The organism is Amycolatopsis rubida, assembly GCF_900115345.1.
Classification (GTDB): domain Bacteria; phylum Actinomycetota; class Actinomycetes; order Mycobacteriales; family Pseudonocardiaceae; genus Amycolatopsis; species Amycolatopsis rubida.
The window spans coordinates 824,453-842,365 of sequence record NZ_FOWC01000001.1 but is presented as its reverse complement, the minus strand read 5'-3'; the positions used below and the strand labels follow the sequence as shown (position 1 = coordinate 842,365).

The 17,913-nt window shown below is 68.8% G+C and carries 15 protein-coding genes; 10 read left to right on the top strand and 5 right to left on the bottom strand.

Annotated features, from left to right (window positions below; genetic code table 11):
• The first annotated feature begins 7 nt into the window (after positions 1-7).
• Together BM362_RS04170 and BM362_RS04165 are read left to right on the top strand one after the other, a co-directional pair.
• Positions 8-454 (top strand): hypothetical protein, encoded by a 447-nt coding sequence (locus BM362_RS04170; RefSeq protein ID WP_067578746.1) that lies wholly within the window; start codon positions 8-10, stop codon positions 452-454.
• Positions 454-1,038 (top strand): hypothetical protein, encoded by a 585-nt coding sequence (locus BM362_RS04165; protein WP_208865100.1) that lies wholly within the window; start codon positions 454-456, stop codon positions 1,036-1,038. The genes BM362_RS04170 and BM362_RS04165 overlap by 1 nt, the downstream gene beginning before the upstream one ends.
• Positions 1,039-1,069: 31 nt before the next feature.
• On the opposite strand, the gene BM362_RS04160 is transcribed toward BM362_RS04165, so the two are convergent.
• Both BM362_RS04160 and BM362_RS04155 read right to left on the bottom strand, forming a co-directional pair.
• Positions 1,070-1,930, bottom strand: a complete 861-nt coding sequence (locus BM362_RS04160) for an HpcH/HpaI aldolase/citrate lyase family protein (RefSeq protein ID WP_093572241.1) — start codon at positions 1,928-1,930, stop codon at positions 1,070-1,072.
• Positions 1,927-2,997, bottom strand: coding sequence for an HpcH/HpaI aldolase/citrate lyase family protein (locus BM362_RS04155; RefSeq protein WP_067578441.1), 1,071 nt, complete (start codon positions 2,995-2,997; stop codon positions 1,927-1,929). Before BM362_RS04155 ends, BM362_RS04160 begins: the two co-directional genes overlap by 4 nt.
• 419 nt (positions 2,998-3,416) lie before the next feature.
• Between BM362_RS04155 and BM362_RS04150 the strand changes: the two genes are divergently transcribed.
• Genes BM362_RS04150 through BM362_RS04140 form a run of 3 tightly spaced genes read left to right on the top strand, consistent with a single transcriptional unit; the run spans position 3,417 to position 5,715 of the window.
• Positions 3,417-4,079, top strand: coding sequence for a hypothetical protein (locus tag BM362_RS04150; RefSeq protein WP_067578749.1), 663 nt, complete (start codon positions 3,417-3,419; stop codon positions 4,077-4,079).
• Positions 4,080-4,120: 41 nt separating this feature from the next.
• Entirely contained in the window at positions 4,121-4,771 is a 651-nt protein-coding gene (locus BM362_RS04145) for an SDR family oxidoreductase (RefSeq protein ID WP_093572240.1), read from the top strand.
• Entirely contained in the window at positions 4,771-5,715 is a 945-nt protein-coding gene (locus tag BM362_RS04140) for a ribose-phosphate diphosphokinase (protein ID WP_067578445.1), read from the top strand. Before BM362_RS04145 ends, BM362_RS04140 begins: the two co-directional genes overlap by 1 nt.
• Here BM362_RS04140 and BM362_RS04135 read toward each other — a convergent pair whose 3' ends face one another.
• Positions 5,716-7,017, bottom strand: coding sequence for a D-arabinono-1,4-lactone oxidase (locus BM362_RS04135; RefSeq protein WP_067578447.1), 1,302 nt, complete (start codon positions 7,015-7,017; stop codon positions 5,716-5,718).
• 100 nt (positions 7,018-7,117) lie between these two features.
• Between BM362_RS04135 and BM362_RS04130 the strand changes: the two genes are divergently transcribed.
• Entirely contained in the window at positions 7,118-8,305 is a 1,188-nt protein-coding gene (locus BM362_RS04130; RefSeq protein WP_093572239.1) for an amino acid deaminase/aldolase, read from the top strand.
• A gap of 4 nt (positions 8,306-8,309) precedes the next feature.
• Here BM362_RS04130 and BM362_RS04125 read toward each other — a convergent pair whose 3' ends face one another.
• On the bottom strand, positions 8,310-8,969 hold the full coding sequence (locus tag BM362_RS04125) for a TetR/AcrR family transcriptional regulator (protein WP_067578451.1): 660 nt from the start codon (positions 8,967-8,969) through the stop codon (positions 8,310-8,312).
• A gap of 114 nt (positions 8,970-9,083) precedes the next feature.
• Between BM362_RS04125 and BM362_RS04120 the strand changes: the two genes are divergently transcribed.
• The 4 genes from BM362_RS04120 to BM362_RS04105 all read left to right on the top strand — a co-directional run bounded on the left by BM362_RS04120 (position 9,084) and on the right by BM362_RS04105 (position 12,491).
• A complete protein-coding gene (locus BM362_RS04120; RefSeq protein WP_093572730.1) occupies positions 9,084-10,406 on the top strand; it encodes a GH1 family beta-glucosidase in 1,323 nt (440 codons plus the stop codon).
• Positions 10,399-11,658 carry an MFS transporter gene (locus BM362_RS04115; RefSeq protein ID WP_093572238.1) on the top strand — a complete coding sequence of 420 codons (1,260 nt, stop codon included), beginning with the start codon at positions 10,399-10,401 and terminating at the stop codon, positions 11,656-11,658. The genes BM362_RS04120 and BM362_RS04115 overlap by 8 nt, the downstream gene beginning before the upstream one ends.
• 192 nt (positions 11,659-11,850) lie before the next feature.
• Entirely contained in the window at positions 11,851-12,078 is a 228-nt protein-coding gene (locus tag BM362_RS48685; protein ID WP_244287036.1) for a MerR family DNA-binding protein, read from the top strand.
• Positions 12,075-12,491 (top strand): carboxymuconolactone decarboxylase family protein, encoded by a 417-nt coding sequence (locus BM362_RS04105; protein ID WP_067578756.1) that lies wholly within the window; start codon positions 12,075-12,077, stop codon positions 12,489-12,491. Before BM362_RS48685 ends, BM362_RS04105 begins: the two co-directional genes overlap by 4 nt.
• Before the next feature lie 42 nt (positions 12,492-12,533).
• Here the strand turns inward: BM362_RS04105 and BM362_RS04100 are convergent, their stop codons facing one another.
• Positions 12,534-17,732 (bottom strand): RHS repeat-associated core domain-containing protein, encoded by a 5,199-nt coding sequence (locus BM362_RS04100; protein ID WP_093572237.1) that lies wholly within the window; start codon positions 17,730-17,732, stop codon positions 12,534-12,536.
• Between the last annotated feature and the right edge of the window lie 181 nt (positions 17,733-17,913).

The following is a 17,913-nucleotide window of genomic DNA, read 5'->3' as shown; positions in this document are numbered from 1 at the left end:
GCCGAACATGAGTGTGTCCGAGCGACCTGAGAAGTCCCTGGCCTGGAATTTGCACGTCGAACTGGCCAGCCGGATCTCCGCGGTCCGCCTCGGCCCGGACGAGGGACTGCTGTCGGAGGCGCTCAGCAGCCTCTACCAGGTGTTCACCGAGGCGCGCCGGGCACTGGCCGAGCATCCGCCGGAGCGGTCGCTGACGTCGGACTCCTTGCACCAGGTGGTGTTCCGGCTGCTCAATGACGGATTGCGCCCGTTCCTGGCCAAATGGCATCCCCTCCTCGACGCCCACCTCGAGCGCCGCCCGTCGCGGGCGTCCCAGTTCGAGCACGAGCGGGCGTGGGACCAGGCCGGGCAGCTGCGTGCCGAGCTGGCCGAGCTGCAGGTACTCCTGCGCGACGCGACTGAACGGCTCGCCGAACTCGCCGGCGCGGGCTCGCTCCTGATGGCGGTGCGCTGATGGGAAGGCGAAGCAGGCAGTTCCGGCCGCGCGAGGTCGGGGTGAAACTGAAGCTGCCGTTCGTCGGCGAGATCAGCGGATCCTGGACGCCGCAGCAGGCGGAAGCGAAGGCGGCGTGGGAGCTGTATGCCGAACTGGCGACCCGGATCTCAGTCGTCAAACTCCGCCGCGACGAAGGTCTCGCGCGGGAAGCGCTGAGCAGCCTCTACACGCTGTTCGGCACCACCCGGGAGATCCTGCGCAAATACGGCCCGGAAGTGTCGCCGCGGGGCAGCGCGGACGCGATCACGTTCGGAAAGCTCGCGCTGACGATGCTGAACGTGGCGGTACGCCCGCTGCTGGCGCGCTGGCACCCGCGTCTCGGCGCGTGGGAAGCCACGCGAGCGAACGGCGTGGCACCGGTTGACCACGAGAACGAATGGGAACACGTCGAGGAACTGCGCGCGGAAATCGAATCCGTGCGGGTCGCGCTCCTGCAGGTCGCCGAACTGCTGGCGGAGGTCTCTGGAGCCGCCCCGTTGACTCCGGACTCCCGGCTCTTGGGCGACCTCGGAAAACAACGGGGGGGGGGGGTAGTTGCCTGACGGTCCCGCCAGGGGCCGTTGACCGGCCGGTTCACTCCGCCCCGATCGCCTCCGCCAACGCCAGCACCCGCCGCGCGTTCTCCACATGCAGGTTCTCGATCATCCGCCCATCCACCGTCACCACGCCGCGTCCCTCAGCCGAAGCCTCCTCGAACGCCACGATGATCCGCCGCGACCGGTCGATTTCCTCCGCCGACGGCGCGAAGATCCGGTTGCACGGCTCCACCTGCGAAGGATGGATCAACGTCTTCCCGTCGAACCCGTACTGCCGCCCCTGCGAGCATTCCGCCTCGAAGCCGTCGGCGTCCTTGACGTCGTTGTAGACCCCGTCCAGGATCACCTTCCCGGTCGCGCGTGCCGCGAGCAGGCACAGCGAAAGCCCGCTCAGCAACGGTGCACGGCCGGGCACGAATTCCGCGTGCAATTCCTTCGCCAGGTCGTTCGTGCCCATCACCAGCACGGTCAATCGTTCCGACGCTCCCGCGATCTCTTCGGCGTGCAGCATCGCGACCGGCGTCTCCACCATCGCCCAGATCTTCGTGTGCTCCGGCGCTCCGCCGAGTTCCAGCGCGCGCTCGATGTTGTGCACCTCAGCCGCTGAGTTCACCTTCGGCACCACCACGGCGGCGGGACCAGCGGCAGCGGCGGCGCGCAGGTCGGCGTCGTGCCATTCGGTGTCCAGGCCGTTGACCCGGATCGTCACTTCGCGCGAGCCGTAAGTGCCGACAGCGGCGCAGACCCGTTCCCGCGCGGCTTCCTTCGCGTCGGGGGCGACGGCGTCTTCCAAGTCCAGGATCAACGCATCCGCGGGAAGAGTCTTCGCCTTCTCCAGCGCGCGTTCGTTCGCGCCGGGCATGTACAGCACGGACCGCCGCGGGCGGAGTTCGGTCATGACTGGATCTCCTTTGTCGCGGCGTCGTACGCGGCGGCCAGTTCGGGGTCGGTGGCGGCCAGTTCGTCCGCCAGTTCCACGACCACCCGGCACTGTTTGACCGAGGCGTCGTCCTGCATCTTCCCGTCGATCATCACCGCGCCGGTTCCGTCGCCCATCTCGGCGATCACGCGACGGGCCCAGGCCACATCGGCGGGGGACGGCGAGAAGACCTTCTTCGCGATGTCGATCTGCACCGGGTGCAGGCTCCACGCGCCGACACAGCCGAGCAGGAACGCGTTGCGGAACTGGTCTTCGCACGCCACCACGTCACGGATGTCCCCGAACGGCCCGTAGTACGGAAGGATTCCGTTCATCGCGCACGCGTCGACCATCCGCGCGACCGTGTAGTGCCACAGGTCCTGCTGATACGTCGTCCGGCCTTCGTTGAGGTCCTCGCCGACCGGGTCGGTGCGCACCAGATATCCCGGGTGACCGCCGCCGACACGGGTCGTCTTCATCCGGCGGCTCGCGGCCAGGTCGGCCGGGCCCAGCGAGATGCCCTGCATGCGGGGCGAGGCTCCGGCGATCTCTTCGACGTTCGCCACGCCGCTCGCCGTTTCCAGGATCGCGTGCACCAGCAGCGGTTCGGTCAGCCCGGCCCGCGCTTCGAGCTGCGCCAGCAACCGGTCGACGTAGTGAATGTCCTGCGCGCCTTCGACCTTCGGGATCATGATCACGTCGAGCTTGTCGCCGATCTCGGTGACCAGCGTGATCAGGTCGTCGAGCACCCACGGCGAGTCGAGGCTGTTCACCCGCGTCCACAGCTGCGTGCGGCCGAAGTCCGTCGCCTTCGCGATCGACACCAGTCCGGCGCGCGCGGCTTCCTTGCGGTCCGCGCGGACGGCGTCCTCGAGGTTGCCGAGCAAGACGTCGGTCTTCTTCGCGAGGTCGGGGACCTTCGCGGCCATCTTTTCGTTGCCCGGATCGAAAAAGTGGATCATGCGCGAGGGCCGCACCGGGATCTGCCGCGGCGGCTGCGGCGCTCCGACGGCGAGCGGGGCGAAGAAGTCCTTCGGCGAGCGCATCCTGGTCCTCCCGGCGGGTACTTGACCGACGGGTAACCCTAAACCGGCGACGCGAACCCTCGCTGCGGCGAAGCTCACCCGCCATCCGGGTGACGTCCGTGACCAGGGGAAGTCCACTGTGGAACCGCGTTGATTAGGCCGACCGGAGTAAGACGCTGCGCTGCTTGCCCTGCCCCGCACGAGGCGGTGCGACACCCAGGGGAAGCGCTCCGTGCGCACCACTCACCCCCGTCTCACTCGGTTGGCCGCACGGTCGGGCTGAAGTCGAACGACCGCCTACCGACCGGTCACCGACCGCTGAGCGCCGCCGATCGCACGCGGCGGGGCAACCCGGAGACCTCGCGTCTTTGCCCTGGTACTCAGTTCATGTACCGGTTTTCGCCGGTATGCAGGAACAGGTGCTTGAAGGAGGCGGACTCGTGGCGGCTACCCCACAGAACACCGAGCGCTCGACGGTCGCCGGCGGTGCGAAGCGCAGCCGGACGACAGCGAGCCGGGTGCTGCCGCCGATCGAGCTCCCCGCGAGCGTCGACGAGCTGGCGCGCAAGGCCGCGGCCCTGCTGGGCTGGAACGGTGTGGTGCTGCCCGCGACGACCCTGCTCGGCCGCAAGGTCAGCATCGTCGCGAAGCTCAAGACCGACGTGCACGCGGAGCGGATCGCGATGGGTGTCGGTCCCGTCGCCGATCGCGCCCTCGTCGACACCTGGACCTGGCCAGAGCTGGCCGCGACCGCACCCGCGCCGGCCGCCGAGATCATCGGCGTCCTCGCGGTCGCCCGGCACTGGCGGACCGCGATGGCCTCCGCGGTGCCCTTTTCACGCTACGGCGAGGCCGCGATGGTGCTCCCATCGCCTGCCGTGCTGACCGATGACTACGTGACGAACTGCCTGCCGCGCGCCCGCGCCTACGGGCTCGCGGTCGTCGCCGCCGACCCGTACGCCACCACGGACCTCGACCTCGACACCCACCACGACCGGGTGCTGCTGCAGGAGGACCCGGTTTCGCGCTGGGTCAACGAGATGGCCTACGACCTGTTGCTGCGCGAGGACTCCGACGCCCCCGTTCCCGCCGAGGTGGACTGACCCGCCAGCGCCGGGCCGCGCGCGGCGATAGAGTCGGGTTTATGCGAGTCGTCATTGCTGGCGGACACGGCCAGATCGCCCTGCACCTGGAAAAGCTGCTCGCGCAGCGGCACGACGCGCCGGTCGGCATCGTGCGCAACCCCGAGCACGAAGCGGACCTCATCGCCGTCGGCGCCGAGACCGTCGTGCTCGACCTCGAAAAGTCCGATGTGGACGCTGTCGCCAAAGCGCTCGAAGGCGCGGACGCCGCGGTGTTCTCCGCCGGCGCGGGCCCGGGCAGCGGCGAGAGCCGCAAAGACACCGTAGACCGCGGCGCGGCAGTGCTGTTTGCCGACGCCGCGCAGCGGGCGGGCGTCCGCCGGTTCATCCAGGTCGGCTCGATGGGCGCGGACCACCCGGACGCCCCCGGCCTCGACCCGGTTTTCGCCGCCTACCTGCGGGCCAAGCGCGCCGCCGAGGACGACCTCAAGGCCCGCGACCTCGACTGGACGATCCTGCGTCCCGGCCGCCTGACCAACGATTCCGGCACCGGACAGGTCAAGCTCGCGGAGAAGACCGGCCGCGCGGAGATCCCGCGCGAGGACGTCGCCGCGGTGCTGCTGGCCCTGCTCGACACCCCGGCGACCGCCCGGCGCACGCTGGAGCTGATCTCCGGCGAGGATTCCATCGCTGACGCCGTGTCCCGGATCTGATGCGCGATATCGCGGTTTTCAGCGGCAGCGCGCACCCCGAGCTTGCCGAAGAAATCTGCGCCAACCTGGGCGTTCCACTGCTTCCGGTGGAGATCGACCGGTTCGCCAACGACTGTCTCCAGGTCCAGCTCCAGGCCAACTGCCGCGAGCGGGACGTCTTCCTGATCCAGCCGCTGGTCAAACCGGTGCAGGAACACCTGGTCGAACTACTGCTGATGCTCGACGCGGCGCGCGGCGCCTCGGCCGCGCGCACCACCGTCGTGATGCCGCACTATTCGTACGCGCGTTCGGACAAAAAGGACGCGCCGCGGATCTCCATCGGCGGGAGGCTGGTCGCGGACCTGATGGTCACCGCGGGCGCGAACCGCGTGCTCACCATGACGCTGCACTCGCCGCAGGTGCACGGGTTCTTCAGTGTGCCGGTCGACCATCTGCACGCGTTGCACGAGCTGGCGCGGTACTTCCGGCAGTACGACCTCTCGGAGACCACGGTCGTGTCGCCGGATTTGGGCAACGCCAAGGAAGCCGCGCATTTCGCCCGGCTGCTCGGCGCGAAGGTCGCGGCAGGCGCGAAACAGCGGTTCGCCGACGACCGGGTCGAGATCACGTCGGTGATCGGCGAGATCGCCGGACGCGACATCATCGTGCTGGACGACGAGATCGCCCGCGGCAGCACCGTGCTGGAACTGCTGGACCGGCTGCGGGAGCTGGGCGCGCGGACGATCCGGGTGGCCTGCACGCACGGGCTGTTCGCCGACGGCGCGCTCAAGCGGATCGGCAGCCAGGAGGACGTCCTGGAGATCGTCTGCACGAACACCGTGCCGGTGCCCGCCGAGGAACGTACGGAAAAGCTGCGGATCCTGTCCATCGCCCCGGCACTGGCCGAGGCGATGCGGCGAATCCACAACGGAGAGTCGGTCAGCTCGCTGTTCGAGCCGAACTGATCACGCGCTGCCGAGTACCCGGTCGAGGTACGTGTTCGCGAACGTCCCGGCCGGATCGCACTCCTTGCGGATCCGCAGGAAATCGTCGAAGTGCGGGTAGCGGGTGCGCAGCACGGACGCGTCGAGGTCGTGCATTTTGCCCCAGTGCGGCCGTCCGCCGACCTGGCCCGCGATGGCCTCGAACGCGGCGAAGTACTCGCGGTAGGGCATGCCGAGGAACTGGTGGATCGCGATGTACGCGGAGTCGCGGCCGTTCGCGGTGGACAGCCAGATGTCGTCCGCCGCGGCCACCCGCACCTCGACCGGGAACGCCACCGGATTCCGCAGCCGCGGCACCACTGTCCGCAGTTCGGCCAGCACGTCGAGCACCGATTCGCGCGGGACCGCGTACTCCGACTCCACGAACCGCACGCCGCGATGGGTCACGAAAACGCGATGCGAAAGATCGCTGTACTCACGCGGCGACGACACCTGCGACGCGAACGCGCCGAGCGGCCGCACCAGTTTCGGCACCGCGCGACCGAGCCGGCAAAGCCCGCCGAACGCGATGTTCTCGGTGAGTTCGTAGTCCACGAACTGCTTCAGGCGCGACAACGGTTTCCGCTCGGCGTGCACCGGCAGCCGGTTGTTGCGCTTCACCAAGGCCTTGCTGCCGTAGGGGAACCAGTAGAACTCGAAGTGGTCGTTGTTCGCGGCGTTGTCGTCGAAGCTGTCGAGGACCTGCTCCAGCGGTTCCGGGCGTTCCTGCGCGGACAGCACAAAGGACGGTTCACATTGGAGGGTCACGGTGCTGATCACGCCCAGCGCGCCAAGGCCGACGCGGGCGGCGTGGAACAACTCCGGACGTTCGCCGGCCGAGCAGCGGACCACCGAACCGTCGGCGAGCACCAGTTCCAGCGCGACGATCTGCGTCGAGATTCCGCCGAACCGCGCACCGGTGCCGTGCGTGCCGGTGGAAATCGCGCCGGCGATGGTCTGTGCGTCGATGTCGCCGAGGTTCGTCATGGCGAGCCCGAGCGCGTCGAGGGCGGCGTTGAGGGTGCGGAGAGTGGTGCCGGAACGGACCGTGACCTGCTGCGTTTCCAGGTCGGCGCGTTCGATGCCGGTGCACGCGGTGAGGTCGAGCGCGTCGGAATCGGCGGCGGCGATCGCGGTGAACGAATGCCCGCTGCCGAGCGCGCGGACGCGGTGTCCTGCTTCGGCGACCCCGGCCACGACCTCGGCGATCTCGGCCGTGCTGCGCGGCCGGTGCACCCGTTGCGGGGTGGCCTTGGCCGTTCCGGCCCAGTTGCTCCACGTCATTGCGGCACCTGTTCTTCGCTGGAAGGTTCCCACGATAGATGCCGGAACCGTAAGTGAATAGTATTCGCGTTTCAAGCGTTGTTGTCGTACCGTAAGTGGCGTGACCACCTCAGCGCACGGGTACGACCTCGCGACGAAGGACCTGGATCCGCCGCTCGCGATCGTCGACCTGGACGCCTTCGACGCCAACACCGACGACCTGCTGCGCCGGGCCGCGGGCAAGCCGATCCGGGTGGTCAGCAAGTCCGTGCGCTGCCGTGCGCTGCTGGAGCGAGCGCTCGCGCGAGACGGCTTCGAAGGCTTGATGTGCTACTCGCTCGCCGAGGCCGTTTGGCACGCTGAGCTGGGCACTTCCGACGACATCGTGGTCGCGTACCCGACCGCGGACCACGAAGCGCTCCGTCGGCTGGCGGCGAGCGAACGCGCTCGCGCGGCGGTCACGATCATGGTCGATTCGACCGAGCACCTCGACCTGGTCGACGCCGCGCTCGGCTACGGCCATCCGGACATTCGCGTGTGTCTCGAACTCGACGCGTCCTGGCGTCCGTTGCCCGGCGTGCACGTCGGCACGCGCCGCTCGCCGGTGTTCACGCCGGGGCAAGCGGTGACGGTAGCCCGCCGGATCGTGACGCGGCCGGGTTTTCAGCTGGTCGGGATGATGGCGTACGAAGGCCAGATCGCCGGACTCGGCGACGCCGCCGGAAAAGGCCTGCAAAACCGGGTGATCGGCTGGATGCAACGCCGTTCCGCGGCTGAACTCGCCCGGCGCCGAGGGGCGGCGGTGCGGGCCGTGCGCGAGGTCGCTGACCTGGAGTTCGTCAACGGCGGAGGCACCGGAAGCATCGAGACCACCGGCGCGGAGGACGTGGTCACCGAGATCGCCGCCGGTTCCGGATTCCTCGCCCCGACGCTGTTCGACGGCTACTCGCACTTCCAGCCGCGCCCGGCCGCGTTGTTCGCGCTGCCGGTGGTGCGCCGCCCGGCGAAGAACGTCGCGACGCTGTACTCCGGCGGATACATCGCCTCCGGACCGACCGGTCCCTCGCGCGAACCGTCGCCGTACCTGCCGGAAGGCTTGCGCCTGCTGGGTTTCGAAGGCGCTGGCGAGGTGCAGACCCCGGTGACCGGCGAGGCCGCGCGCACGCTGCGGCTCGGCGATCGCGTCTGGCTGCGGCACGCGAAAGCCGGGGAACTGGCCGAACGGTTCCTGGCCTACCACCTCGTCCGCGGCAGCCAGGTGGAGCGAACCGTCCCGACTTACCGCGGCGAAGGCCAAAACTTCGGCTGAGCGCTCAGTCACCGAATTTGCTGGCCAGATAACCCTTCACCACGTGCTTGGCCTCGGCGACGATCCGCTCGTCCCCGTTCGGGTCGCGGCGGAAGGCGAGTTTCAGCAGCGCGTCCGCCGTTTCGTTGGCGATCGCGATGGCGAACCGGAGTTCGTCGGCGGGCCGGTCGACGTGCCCGCGCAGGATTTCGACCAGCGAATCCGCGATGACCGAGTTGTTGTCGCGGTCGTCGGCCAGCAGCCGGACGTCGATGACGTCGCCGAAGTGGACTTTGGAGAACCCCGGCACCTCCCGGTGCATCCGCAGGTAGATGTCGAGCACCGAGTCGACGATGTTCCACCAGTGCTCGGGGCTCAGCTGCTGCAGCCGCTCGTTCACCGCGGCCACGAACCGTTCCAGGTTCCGCTGCGTCAGCGCCTGCACGACCGCGCGTTTGTCCGGGAAGAACTGGTACAGCGACCCGACCGCGACGCCCGCGCGTTTGGCGATCAGCGTGGTGGTGAGCGCGTCGTAGCCCAGCTCGTCGATGAGCACGGCGCTCGCGTCCAGCATCTGTTCCACCCGCCGGGCACTGCGTTGCTGAACCGGCTTTCGCCGCAGCGGTGTGGGTTCAGCCTGGGTCTCGGCCACGTCGTTCCTCGGAGTCTCTCGCGATTCACTCATCTGATCTGGGACTTTAGCGCCCCGCGGGGCTTCCCCCGAGACGAGTGACGACCTAACATATGAGAACTTTTCACGTTCACCCGCGAGGGTGTCCGCAAGCAAGGGGTGCTCAGCGTGGACCATCCGACCTTCCCGCCCGACTTCCTGTGGGGTGTCTCGACCTCGGCGTTCCAGATCGAGGGGGCGACGGCCGAGGGCGGTCGCGGACCGTCCATCTGGGACACGTTCACCGCCACCGAAGGCAAGATCGCCCGGGGCGAGGACGCCAAGGTAGCGGCCGATCACTACCACCGCTACTCCGAGGACATCGCGCTGATGGCGGAACTCGGCGTCGGCGCCTACCGGCTGTCGATCGCGTGGCCGCGGATCCAGCCGGACGGTTCCGGCAAACCGAACGCGGAGGGACTTTCCTTCTACGACAAGCTGATCGACGAGGTCTGCGCGGCCGGAATCGCCCCGGCGATCACGCTGTACCACTGGGACACGCCGCAGGCGATCGAGGACGCGGGCGGCTGGCGCTCCCGAGACACCGCCTTTCGCTTCGCCGAGTACGCCACGATCGTGGGGGAGCATTTCGCCGATCGGGCGAAACTCTGGATCCCGCTCAACGAGCCGATGGTCATGTCGATCTACGGCTACGGCATCGGCGAGTACGCGCCCGGCGAGTTCCTCCTGCTCGACGCGCTTCCCACGGCACATCACCAGAATCTCGCGCACGGCCTGGCCGTGCAGGCGCTGCGCGCGGCGGGCGCGACCGGCATCGGCACCGCGAACAACCACTCGCCGATCTGGCCGGACCACGACACGCCCGCCGACCGCGCGGCCGCCGACTGGCTCGACGCGCTGATCAACCGCACCTTCGCCGACCCGATGCTGCTCGGCAGCTATCCCGGGCAGGTCCATCCACATCTTCCGGAGAACTTCGCCGACGATCTCGCCACGATCGCCCAGCCGCTCGATTTCTACGGCGTCAACTACTACGAACCCCAAGGCGTGACCGCTCCCGGCGAGGGCAACCCGCTGCCGTTCGAACTGCGCCCGATCGAGGGTTATCCGATGACCACCAACGATTCGCCGATCGTCCCGCAGGCGTTGCGCGAACTGCTGGTGTCCTTCCACGAGCGCTACCGCGAGCGGCTGCCGCCGGTGCAGATCACCGAGAACGGCTGTAGTTTCGCCGACGAACCGGCCGCCGACGGCAGCGTCCCCGACCCCGAGCGCATCGAATTCCTCGCCAGCCACCTGCAAGCGCTGCGCGAAGCGATGGATGCCGGCGTCGACGTGCGCGGATACTTCGTCTGGTCGCTGCTGGACAACTTCGAATGGTCCAAGGGCTACGCGCCGCGGTTCGGGCTCGTGCACGTGGACTACCAGACGCAGCGCCGCACGCCCAAGGATTCCTTCGCCTGGTACCGGAAGCTGGTCCGCCATGAGTGACACCGCCGCCGCTGTCCCGGACGTTTTCGCCGAGCCGGTCAACCGCGTCCGCGCCGGATGGATGACGTTGCTGTTCCTCGCGAACATCGCGCTGTGGCTGGGCGTTTACGCGCCGATCCAGGTTTTGCTGCCCCAGCAGGCCGAACTGCTCGACGCCGCGCACAAGGAAACCGTCTTCGGCATCGTGACCGGCATCGGCGCGGCCGTCGCGCTCATCGCGAATCCGGCGATCGGCCTGCTCTCGGACCGCACCTGCTCGCGGTTCGGCAGGCGGCATCCGTGGACGATCGCGGGCGGCGCGATCGGCGCGGCCGGGCTGCTGGTGCTGGCCGAGGCCCCGAACGTCGTCGTGATGACGATCGGCTGGTGTCTCGTGCAGGCCGGGCTCAACGGCATGCTCGCGACACTGATGTCCGGCATCGCCGACCGGGTTCCGGTCGGGCAGCGCGCGCAGGTCGGCGGCCTGGTCGGCATCGCGCAGATGCTCGGCACCGTGCTCGGCGCGGTGGTGGTCGTGGTGATGCTCGACCTCGCCGGACTGCCGCTCGGCTACGCGGCCTGCGCCGCGATCGTCCTCGCCGGGGCGGCGGCGTTCGTGCTGCGCACGCCGGACGCGCGGCTGCCGGTGGAGTTCCGGCCGAGCGGGCGGATCCGCGAAATCCTCGCCGACCTGTGGGTCTCGCCGCGGCGGCATCCGGACTTCGCGTGGGCGTGGGCCTGCCACTTCATGATCAACCTCGGGAACGCGTTCGGCACGCTCTACCTGCTGTTCTTCCTCAAGGACGCGGTGCACTACCCGGATCCGGACAGCGGCCTGCTGATCATGATGGGGCTGTACGGCGTGGCACTGGTGATCGGCGCGGTGCTGGCCGGGCACTTCTCGGACAAGTCCGGCAAGCGCAAGCCGTACGTCCTCGGCTCGGCGGCGATCATGGCGCTGGCCGCCTTGCTGCTGGTGATCTGGCAGAGCTGGCCGGTGGCACTGGTGGCGTCGCCGCTGCTGGGGGTCGGGTTCGGGACGTACATGGCGGTCGCGCTGGCGATGCTGACGCAGGTGCTGCCCGCGGCCCAGAACCGGGCCAAGGACCTCGGCGTGGTCAACATCGCGAACTCGCTGCCGCAGGTGGTCGCGCCGCTGCTCACGACGTTGATCCTGCAGTGGCTTGGCGGGTATCCGGGGCTGTTCGCGGCGTCCGCGGTGGCGACTTTGCTGGCCGGGGTTTTGGTGACTCGGGTGCGGTCGGTGGGTTAGCGCTTGCCTTTGAGCGCGCTCACAGGCTTAGCGTCTTCGGCATGGAGAAGGAGGACGCGCTGACCGAGGCGCTGCGGCTGGCGATCGACCCGCCGGGCACAGTGTCGGTCGAAGCGCTGCGGGAACTGGCCCGGGACGCTGGTCCAGGTCGCCAGGGACAGTGCCGGGCACCGGGTTTACGACGCCGCGTCGGTGCGCCGGCTGGTGTTCCTGACGCGAATGCGCGTGTCGGGCATGTCGATCAGCGACCTGCGCCGCTACGTCGAGCTGATCGAGTCCGGCGCGGACACCGTGCCCGAACGGCGCGAAATGCTCCTGGAGCATCGCGACACGCCGCGCGGGCAGATCGCTCAGCTCCAGCTTTCCCTCGCCGCCACCGAATACAAGATCGCCACTTACCAGGAAGGCCCCCTGCCGTGACCCAGCACGACGTCGACAGCCCGGAAAACCTCGCCCGCCGCAAGCACGGGCTCGACGTGCTGTCCCGCATCGACGGCCACCAGGGCGAAGCCGTCCTCGACTCCCTCGCCGACATCAACCCCGCCCTCGGACACCACGTGGCCGCGTTCGCGTTCGGCGACATGTACGACCGGCCCGGCCTCGACCCGCGCAGTCGTCAGCTCGTCACCCTCGGCGTGCTGACCGCGCTCGGCGGCTGCGAACCGCAGCTCAAGGTGCACATCGGCGCGGCGCTGAACGTCGGGCTCAGCCGCGAGGAAATCACCGAGGCGCTGATGCACTCCGCGGTCTACGCGGGATTTCCGCGAGCGCTGAACGCCACCTTCGCCGCGCGCGAGGTGTTCGCCGCTCGCGACGCGGAGGCAGCCGCCTGACGTCCGCGGCACCCGGTGCGGACCGCACCGGGCTTCCGGTGCTCACCCGCCCCGGTTCTTCTTCGCGTCGTCCTGCATCTGCTTGGCCCGGGCAGCGTGTTCGTCCGCGGCCTTCTGGATGTCTTCCTTGCTGGGCTCGCCGACCTCGTCCAGGTACTTCTTCTTTTCGGGGTCGCTCCACTCCTTCGGGTCGTACTTCCCGTTTTCGAGGTCGTTCCAGTCCTTCTGGGTCGGCCCGACGCCTTGCTCGTTCCGGTTGCCCCATTCGGTGCGCATCTGGTTTCCGTCGAGCGGCTTGTCCGGGCGTTTCCAGTCCGGATGCGAGTCCTTGTTGACGTCGATCGGGTTGCCCTTGTCGTCGAACCGGTGCGGGTTGCCGTCCGGGGCCTTGTTGTACTCGTCGATCGTGGGATGCCGCCCGGACGGCGAGGGCAGCTCGTGGAACCGTTTGATGATGTCGTCGACGTCTTTTTCGGTGTAATTCTTCGGGTTTTCCTTGAGATCGGTGAATTCGTTGAAGGACTTGTGCCACTTCTCGAATTCTTCCTTCTTGCCGCCGGGCCAGTCGAAGTCCGCGCTGTCGCCGATGTCCCGGGTGGCCCGGTTCATCTCCTTGGGATCGGTGATGCGGTCCGCCTGCTGGCCGATCGGCCGCCAGTTCTTGTCGAGATCCGGGTGGTCCTTGTGCTTGTAGCCGCCGCTCTTGTCCATCGAGTCGCTCGGCCACTTCGGGTTCTCGGTCTTGATGTTGTCGTTCTTGCCGACCTTGAGCTTGCCCGCGATCCCGTCCTCGATGTTGCCGATCCGGGTCGAGACGCCGCCGATCCCGGCGTTGGTGTGCTGCGGGCCGAGCGGCAGGTTCTTCGGCTGGTTGTGCAGCTTCGGCAGTTCGTCCTCGCCGTATTTCTTGGTCAGCGCGCTTTGTTTCTCGACCGGCTGTTCGTGCACCCAGTTCTTCAGCCCGTCCCGCATTTTCTGGAACGAGATGATGTGCCGCTGCGCGACATCGCTGCCGGCCTTGTGGAACGGATCGTTCTTGTCGCCGGTCTGCTTGGTGCGCGCGTTCTTGGCGTCCTGGTTCCACGCCATCCGGTCCCAGACGTCCGGCTCCTTCTTTTTCTTCGCGCTTCCCTTGCCGCCGGAGCCGCTGGAGCCGTCGTCGTTGTCGTCGCGCTTGCGCTTGCCCTTGCCTGCCGAGGAAGAACTGGTGCTCCCGCCGCCGTTGTCGGCGTTGTGCTTGGCCGTGGAGTCCGCGGGCGGCGGGTCCGTGGCCTTGCCCTTGCCTTTGCCGCAGCCTTCGAGGCCGAGCGGGTCGTAGGCGGCGAACGGGTCGGGGACGTAGGCGACCGGGTTCGGCCCGCCCTCCAGCCCGAGCGGATCCTGGCTGAGATAGCGCGCGGCGGCCGGGTCGTAGTAGCGGAAAACGTTGTAGTGCAGGCCGGATTCGGCGTCCGCGTACTGGCCGGGGAACTGCAGCGGGATGCCGCCGGGCCGCACCCGGCCCCACAGCGAACGGCGCGCGCTCCAGGCGAGGCCGCCGTGCTCGTCGATCAGGTCGGTCGGCGTGCCGATGGCGTCGGTGACGACAGACACGAACCGGTCGCCGCCGGGGCCTCGTTCGAGCTGGGTGACCGGTTCGTCGCTGCCCGGCCTGCGTTCCCAGGTGGTCGTCCGGCGCACTCCGGCGGAGTCGGTGTGCTCCTGTTCGATGAGCACGAAGCCGTCCCACACGAACCGGGTCGATTCGGCGACGGAACCGTCGGCCAGCAGCCGCTCCTTGGCGATCCGGCGGCCGAGCGGGTCGTAGCGGTAGCGCCACTGCGCGCCGTCCGGCGTGCGCAGGCCGGTGAGCAGATCGCCGGTCCAGGCGTACTCCCACACCCGCACGCCGCCCGGATGCACCTCGCGGTGGCGGATCCGGCGGCCGAGGGAGTCGTAGTCCGAGGACAGGCCCGAGCTGCCCGACCAGGCGGTCAGCTCACCGGCCGGGTTGTAGCGCAGTTCTTCCCTGCCTGCCGGGGAGGCCACCGTGACCACGCGTCCGGCCGGGTCCCGGGTGAAGGCGGTCTTCCCGGCAAGGCTGTCCTGCACCGCGGCGAGGCTGCCGTCCGCGTAGTAATCGAGACCGCGCCGCCGCACCGGCGTTGTGCCACGGGAAACCTGCTGTGCGGTGACCAGCCTGCGCGGGCCGAACGCCTGCTGCAGGGTGCTGATCCCGTCGGTGTCGCGGGCGAGCACGCGGCCCTCGTCGTCCAGCCGGTAGCGCACGGTGTGTCCCGCCGTGGTCAGCGAGACCGGCCGGTCTTCCTCGTCGAAGGTCCACACGCTCTCCGCTCCCGAAGGCGTCCGGCGGCGGATCGTCTGGCCCCGCTCGTCGTAGGAGAAGTGCACCTCGACGCCGTCGATCGCCTCGCGGACGACCCGGCCGTACAGATCGCGGTCGAACTCCACCACCGAGTCCGCGGATTCCACCCGCACGACGTTGCCGACCGGGTCGTAGGCGTAGCGCACGGTGCGGTGCGGAGCGCGGATCTCGACCCGGTTGCCGAGCAGGTCGTAGATGTTCTCGGTGACCGAACCGTCCGGCTCGGTCACGGCGACAGTCTGTCCGGCCGCGTCGTAGGCGTAGGTCCGGGTCCGGCCGTCGAAATCGGTCTGCGCGACCAGCCTGCCGAGCGGGTCGTAGGTGTAGGTCCAGGTGCGGTTCAGCGGATCGGTCACCGACGTCAGCCGCAGTTCGGTGTCGTAGGTGTAGCTGGTGCGCGCGCCCGAGGGGTCCACGACCGCGGTCACCACGTCGAACGGGCCGTATTCGCGCCGGGTCGTCCGGCCGAGTTCGTCAACGTGCTCGATCTCGTTGCCTTCGCGGTCGTACCGCCACATCGCCCGCTCGCGGCGCACTCCGACGCGTGAAGCCGGTTTTCCGTCGACCGTCCAGCCCAGTTGCGTCCGCCCGCCGCCGACCTCGGGCGCCGAACGCGGCCTGCCGAATTGGTCCAGTTCCGCGGCAGGATCGCCGTCCTCGGGCTCGCTCGCGAAGAGGGCGGGCAACTCGAGCGCGGCGGCGGGCTGGTCGTACCGGCGCTGCCAGCTCCGGCCGTTGCCGTGCACTGTGATCGAGGCCAGCTCGGTGCCGTCGTGTTCCAGTTCGGCGAGGCTGCCGTCGGGACGGGCGATGGTGAGCGGCGTGCCGTCGTCGGCGTAGGTGTACTCAGTGACCCGGCCGAGCGGATCGACCCGGCGGAGCAGATTGCCGTAGCGATCCCATTCCGACAGCGTCACGTTGCCCAGCGGATCGGTCTCCCGGACCGGCCTGCCCTCAAGGTTGTACTCGTACTCCGAAACGTGGCCGAGGGAATCGGTGAACCGGGTGATGCGAGCCGCGGGGAGGTACTCGAACGCGCCGTTGTAGAAGCCTTGCGCGCCTTCGGTGCGCACGCAGCGGCCTTCGGCGTCGTAGCCGTAGCGGTAGCTGACGCCGTTGCGGTCTTCCCAGCTCGTGACCCTGCCGTCGGGATCGTAGGTGTAGCGCTTCGCCGTTCCCGAGGAGTTGACGACTTCGGAGAGATGGCCCTGGTAGTTGTAGCGGTAGCCGCGCACGACGACGTCCGGAGCCGGGCCGGTGCCGATCATCCGCAGTTCGGTGATCCGGTGCCCGTCGGTGCGGAAGCCGACCTGGACCCCGCTCGAATGCGTGAGCAGCGCGGGCGCGCCGGAGTCCGCATAGGACAGTTCGGTCCACGAGCCGTCGGCGTCCTCGATCGAGCGCAGCGGCAATGTCTTGCCCGTGCCGGAAAACCGCATCGTCCGATCCGGGTGCACCTGGTCGATGGTGCAGCTGCCGTCGGCGTGTTTGGTCAGCGGCCAGCGCGCGCCCTCGATCGGCAGCACCGGCTCTTCCCCGGCGGGCATCGGGTAGTAGAGGATGACGCCTTCCGGCCCGTAGAACCGAAGATATTCCTCGCCGAACTCCAGCCGCTGGTCCACAGTGGACGTCCAGGTCGGGCCGAACCAGCGCCCGGAGCGGTAGGACGAGCGATGCGTCCGCCGCACCAGCAGCTCCGGCAGTTCGAGGTCGTAGTCCTCGACCAGCACCTCGCCGCTGGAGATGACGACCGGGTCGGTCTTGCATTCCGGCTCGGGGTCGCTCTGCTTCTTCGCGCCGGACGTCTCGGTGCCGCCCGTCGGCCCGGTGTTCGACTCGTTCCCGCCGCGTTCGTTGGTTCCCGTCCCGCCGCCGGCTTCGCCGTTGCCCTGCGCCTGCTCTTTCGGAGGTTCGCGCGGGGGAGGTTCGTGGTTCCCGCCGCCCCTGGTTTCCGGCGGGCCGTCGTGCGCGCCGGAGGTGTTGGTGGACTCGTCCTTGACCGGCGGCGGTTTCTCGCCACCGCCGCCGCTCTTTTCGTTCGGAGTGTCCTTCACTCCGGAGGGCTTGGTGGAGCCACCGCCCGACTTGATCTCCTTCGGCGGGTGCGTGGCTTCCTTGCCGCCTGACTTGATGCCCTTCATCGACTTGGCGACGTCCTCGAACAGGCCGCGCGCCTTGGTGAGCAGCTTGCCGAGTTCCTTGAGCGCCTTGGTGAGGTTCTTGACCAGTTCGGCGATCTGCTTGGCGGTCTTGGCGACCAGGTTGACCACCTGCGGCACCACCCAGGTCATCCCGATGCCGAGGGTGAACAGCACCTGCAGCGCCCACGAGATCAAGTGCGCCACGACCTGGGAGATGATGTCGCGCACCAGCATCCGCACCGCGCCGACGACTTCACCCGCGGTCTTCACCCCGCTGCCCGCGCCCTCGCAGGCCTGCGCCGCGCCTTCGAGGGTCTTGGCGACCTCCTCGGCCTGTTTGCGGTAGGCGTCGGCGGTGGCGCCCTCCCAGGACTCGATGTCCTTTTTGACCTGTGCGGCCAGATCCTGCGCGACGGAACTGACCTCTTTGGAGACGTTCTGCCACGTTTCGGAGTAGGCGTGGACCTGGTCGGGGTCCCCGGCCAGTTTGTCCAGCGCTTCCTTGAGCGGGCCGACGTGTTCGATCAGCCAGCCGACGCCCGCGGCGAGGATCGCGCCGAACGGGTCCATCACCGCGGCGAGCGCTTCCATGCCGACCCCGACCGCGCCCATCACGGTCGCCGCCCAGTCGCCGGACTCGATGCCGTCCTTCAGGCCCTTTCCGGCCTCGAGGATCGAGATGCCGGAGATCGCCGAGGTCGAGTCCTGCTTTTCGGCCACCAAAGGATTCGACATGCCCGGCCCTTCTCCACGCTCAACACCATCGTGGGCGCGCAGCCGAATTCGAACGTACGAGCCCCCAGCGCAGATTACCGACCGCTCCCGGGCGTTTGCCGTGGCGTTGCGCGGCATTACCCCGCCGGTACCCGTGCGCACCGCCGCGAACACGACAAAACCCGCCGCGGACTCCGAGGAG

Coding starts and splice junctions, on each gene's coding strand:
- BM362_RS04170 (WP_067578746.1), top strand. CDS start 8: ATGAGTGTGTCCGAGCGACCTGAGAAGTCCCTGGCCTGGAATTTGCAC.
- BM362_RS04165 (WP_208865100.1), top strand. CDS start 454: ATGGGAAGGCGAAGCAGGCAGTTCCGGCCGCGCGAGGTCGGGGTGAAA.
- BM362_RS04160 (WP_093572241.1), bottom strand. CDS start 1,930: ATGACCGAACTCCGCCCGCGGCGGTCCGTGCTGTACATGCCCGGCGCG.
- BM362_RS04155 (WP_067578441.1), bottom strand. CDS start 2,997: ATGCGCTCGCCGAAGGACTTCTTCGCCCCGCTCGCCGTCGGAGCGCCG.
- BM362_RS04145 (WP_093572240.1), top strand. CDS start 4,121: ATGCGAGTCGTCATTGCTGGCGGACACGGCCAGATCGCCCTGCACCTG.
- BM362_RS04140 (WP_067578445.1), top strand. CDS start 4,771: ATGCGCGATATCGCGGTTTTCAGCGGCAGCGCGCACCCCGAGCTTGCC.
- BM362_RS04135 (WP_067578447.1), bottom strand. CDS start 7,017: ATGACGTGGAGCAACTGGGCCGGAACGGCCAAGGCCACCCCGCAACGG.
- BM362_RS04125 (WP_067578451.1), bottom strand. CDS start 8,969: ATGAGTGAATCGCGAGAGACTCCGAGGAACGACGTGGCCGAGACCCAG.
- BM362_RS04115 (WP_093572238.1), top strand. CDS start 10,399: ATGAGTGACACCGCCGCCGCTGTCCCGGACGTTTTCGCCGAGCCGGTC.
- BM362_RS04100 (WP_093572237.1), bottom strand. CDS start 17,732: ATGTCGAATCCTTTGGTGGCCGAAAAGCAGGACTCGACCTCGGCGATC.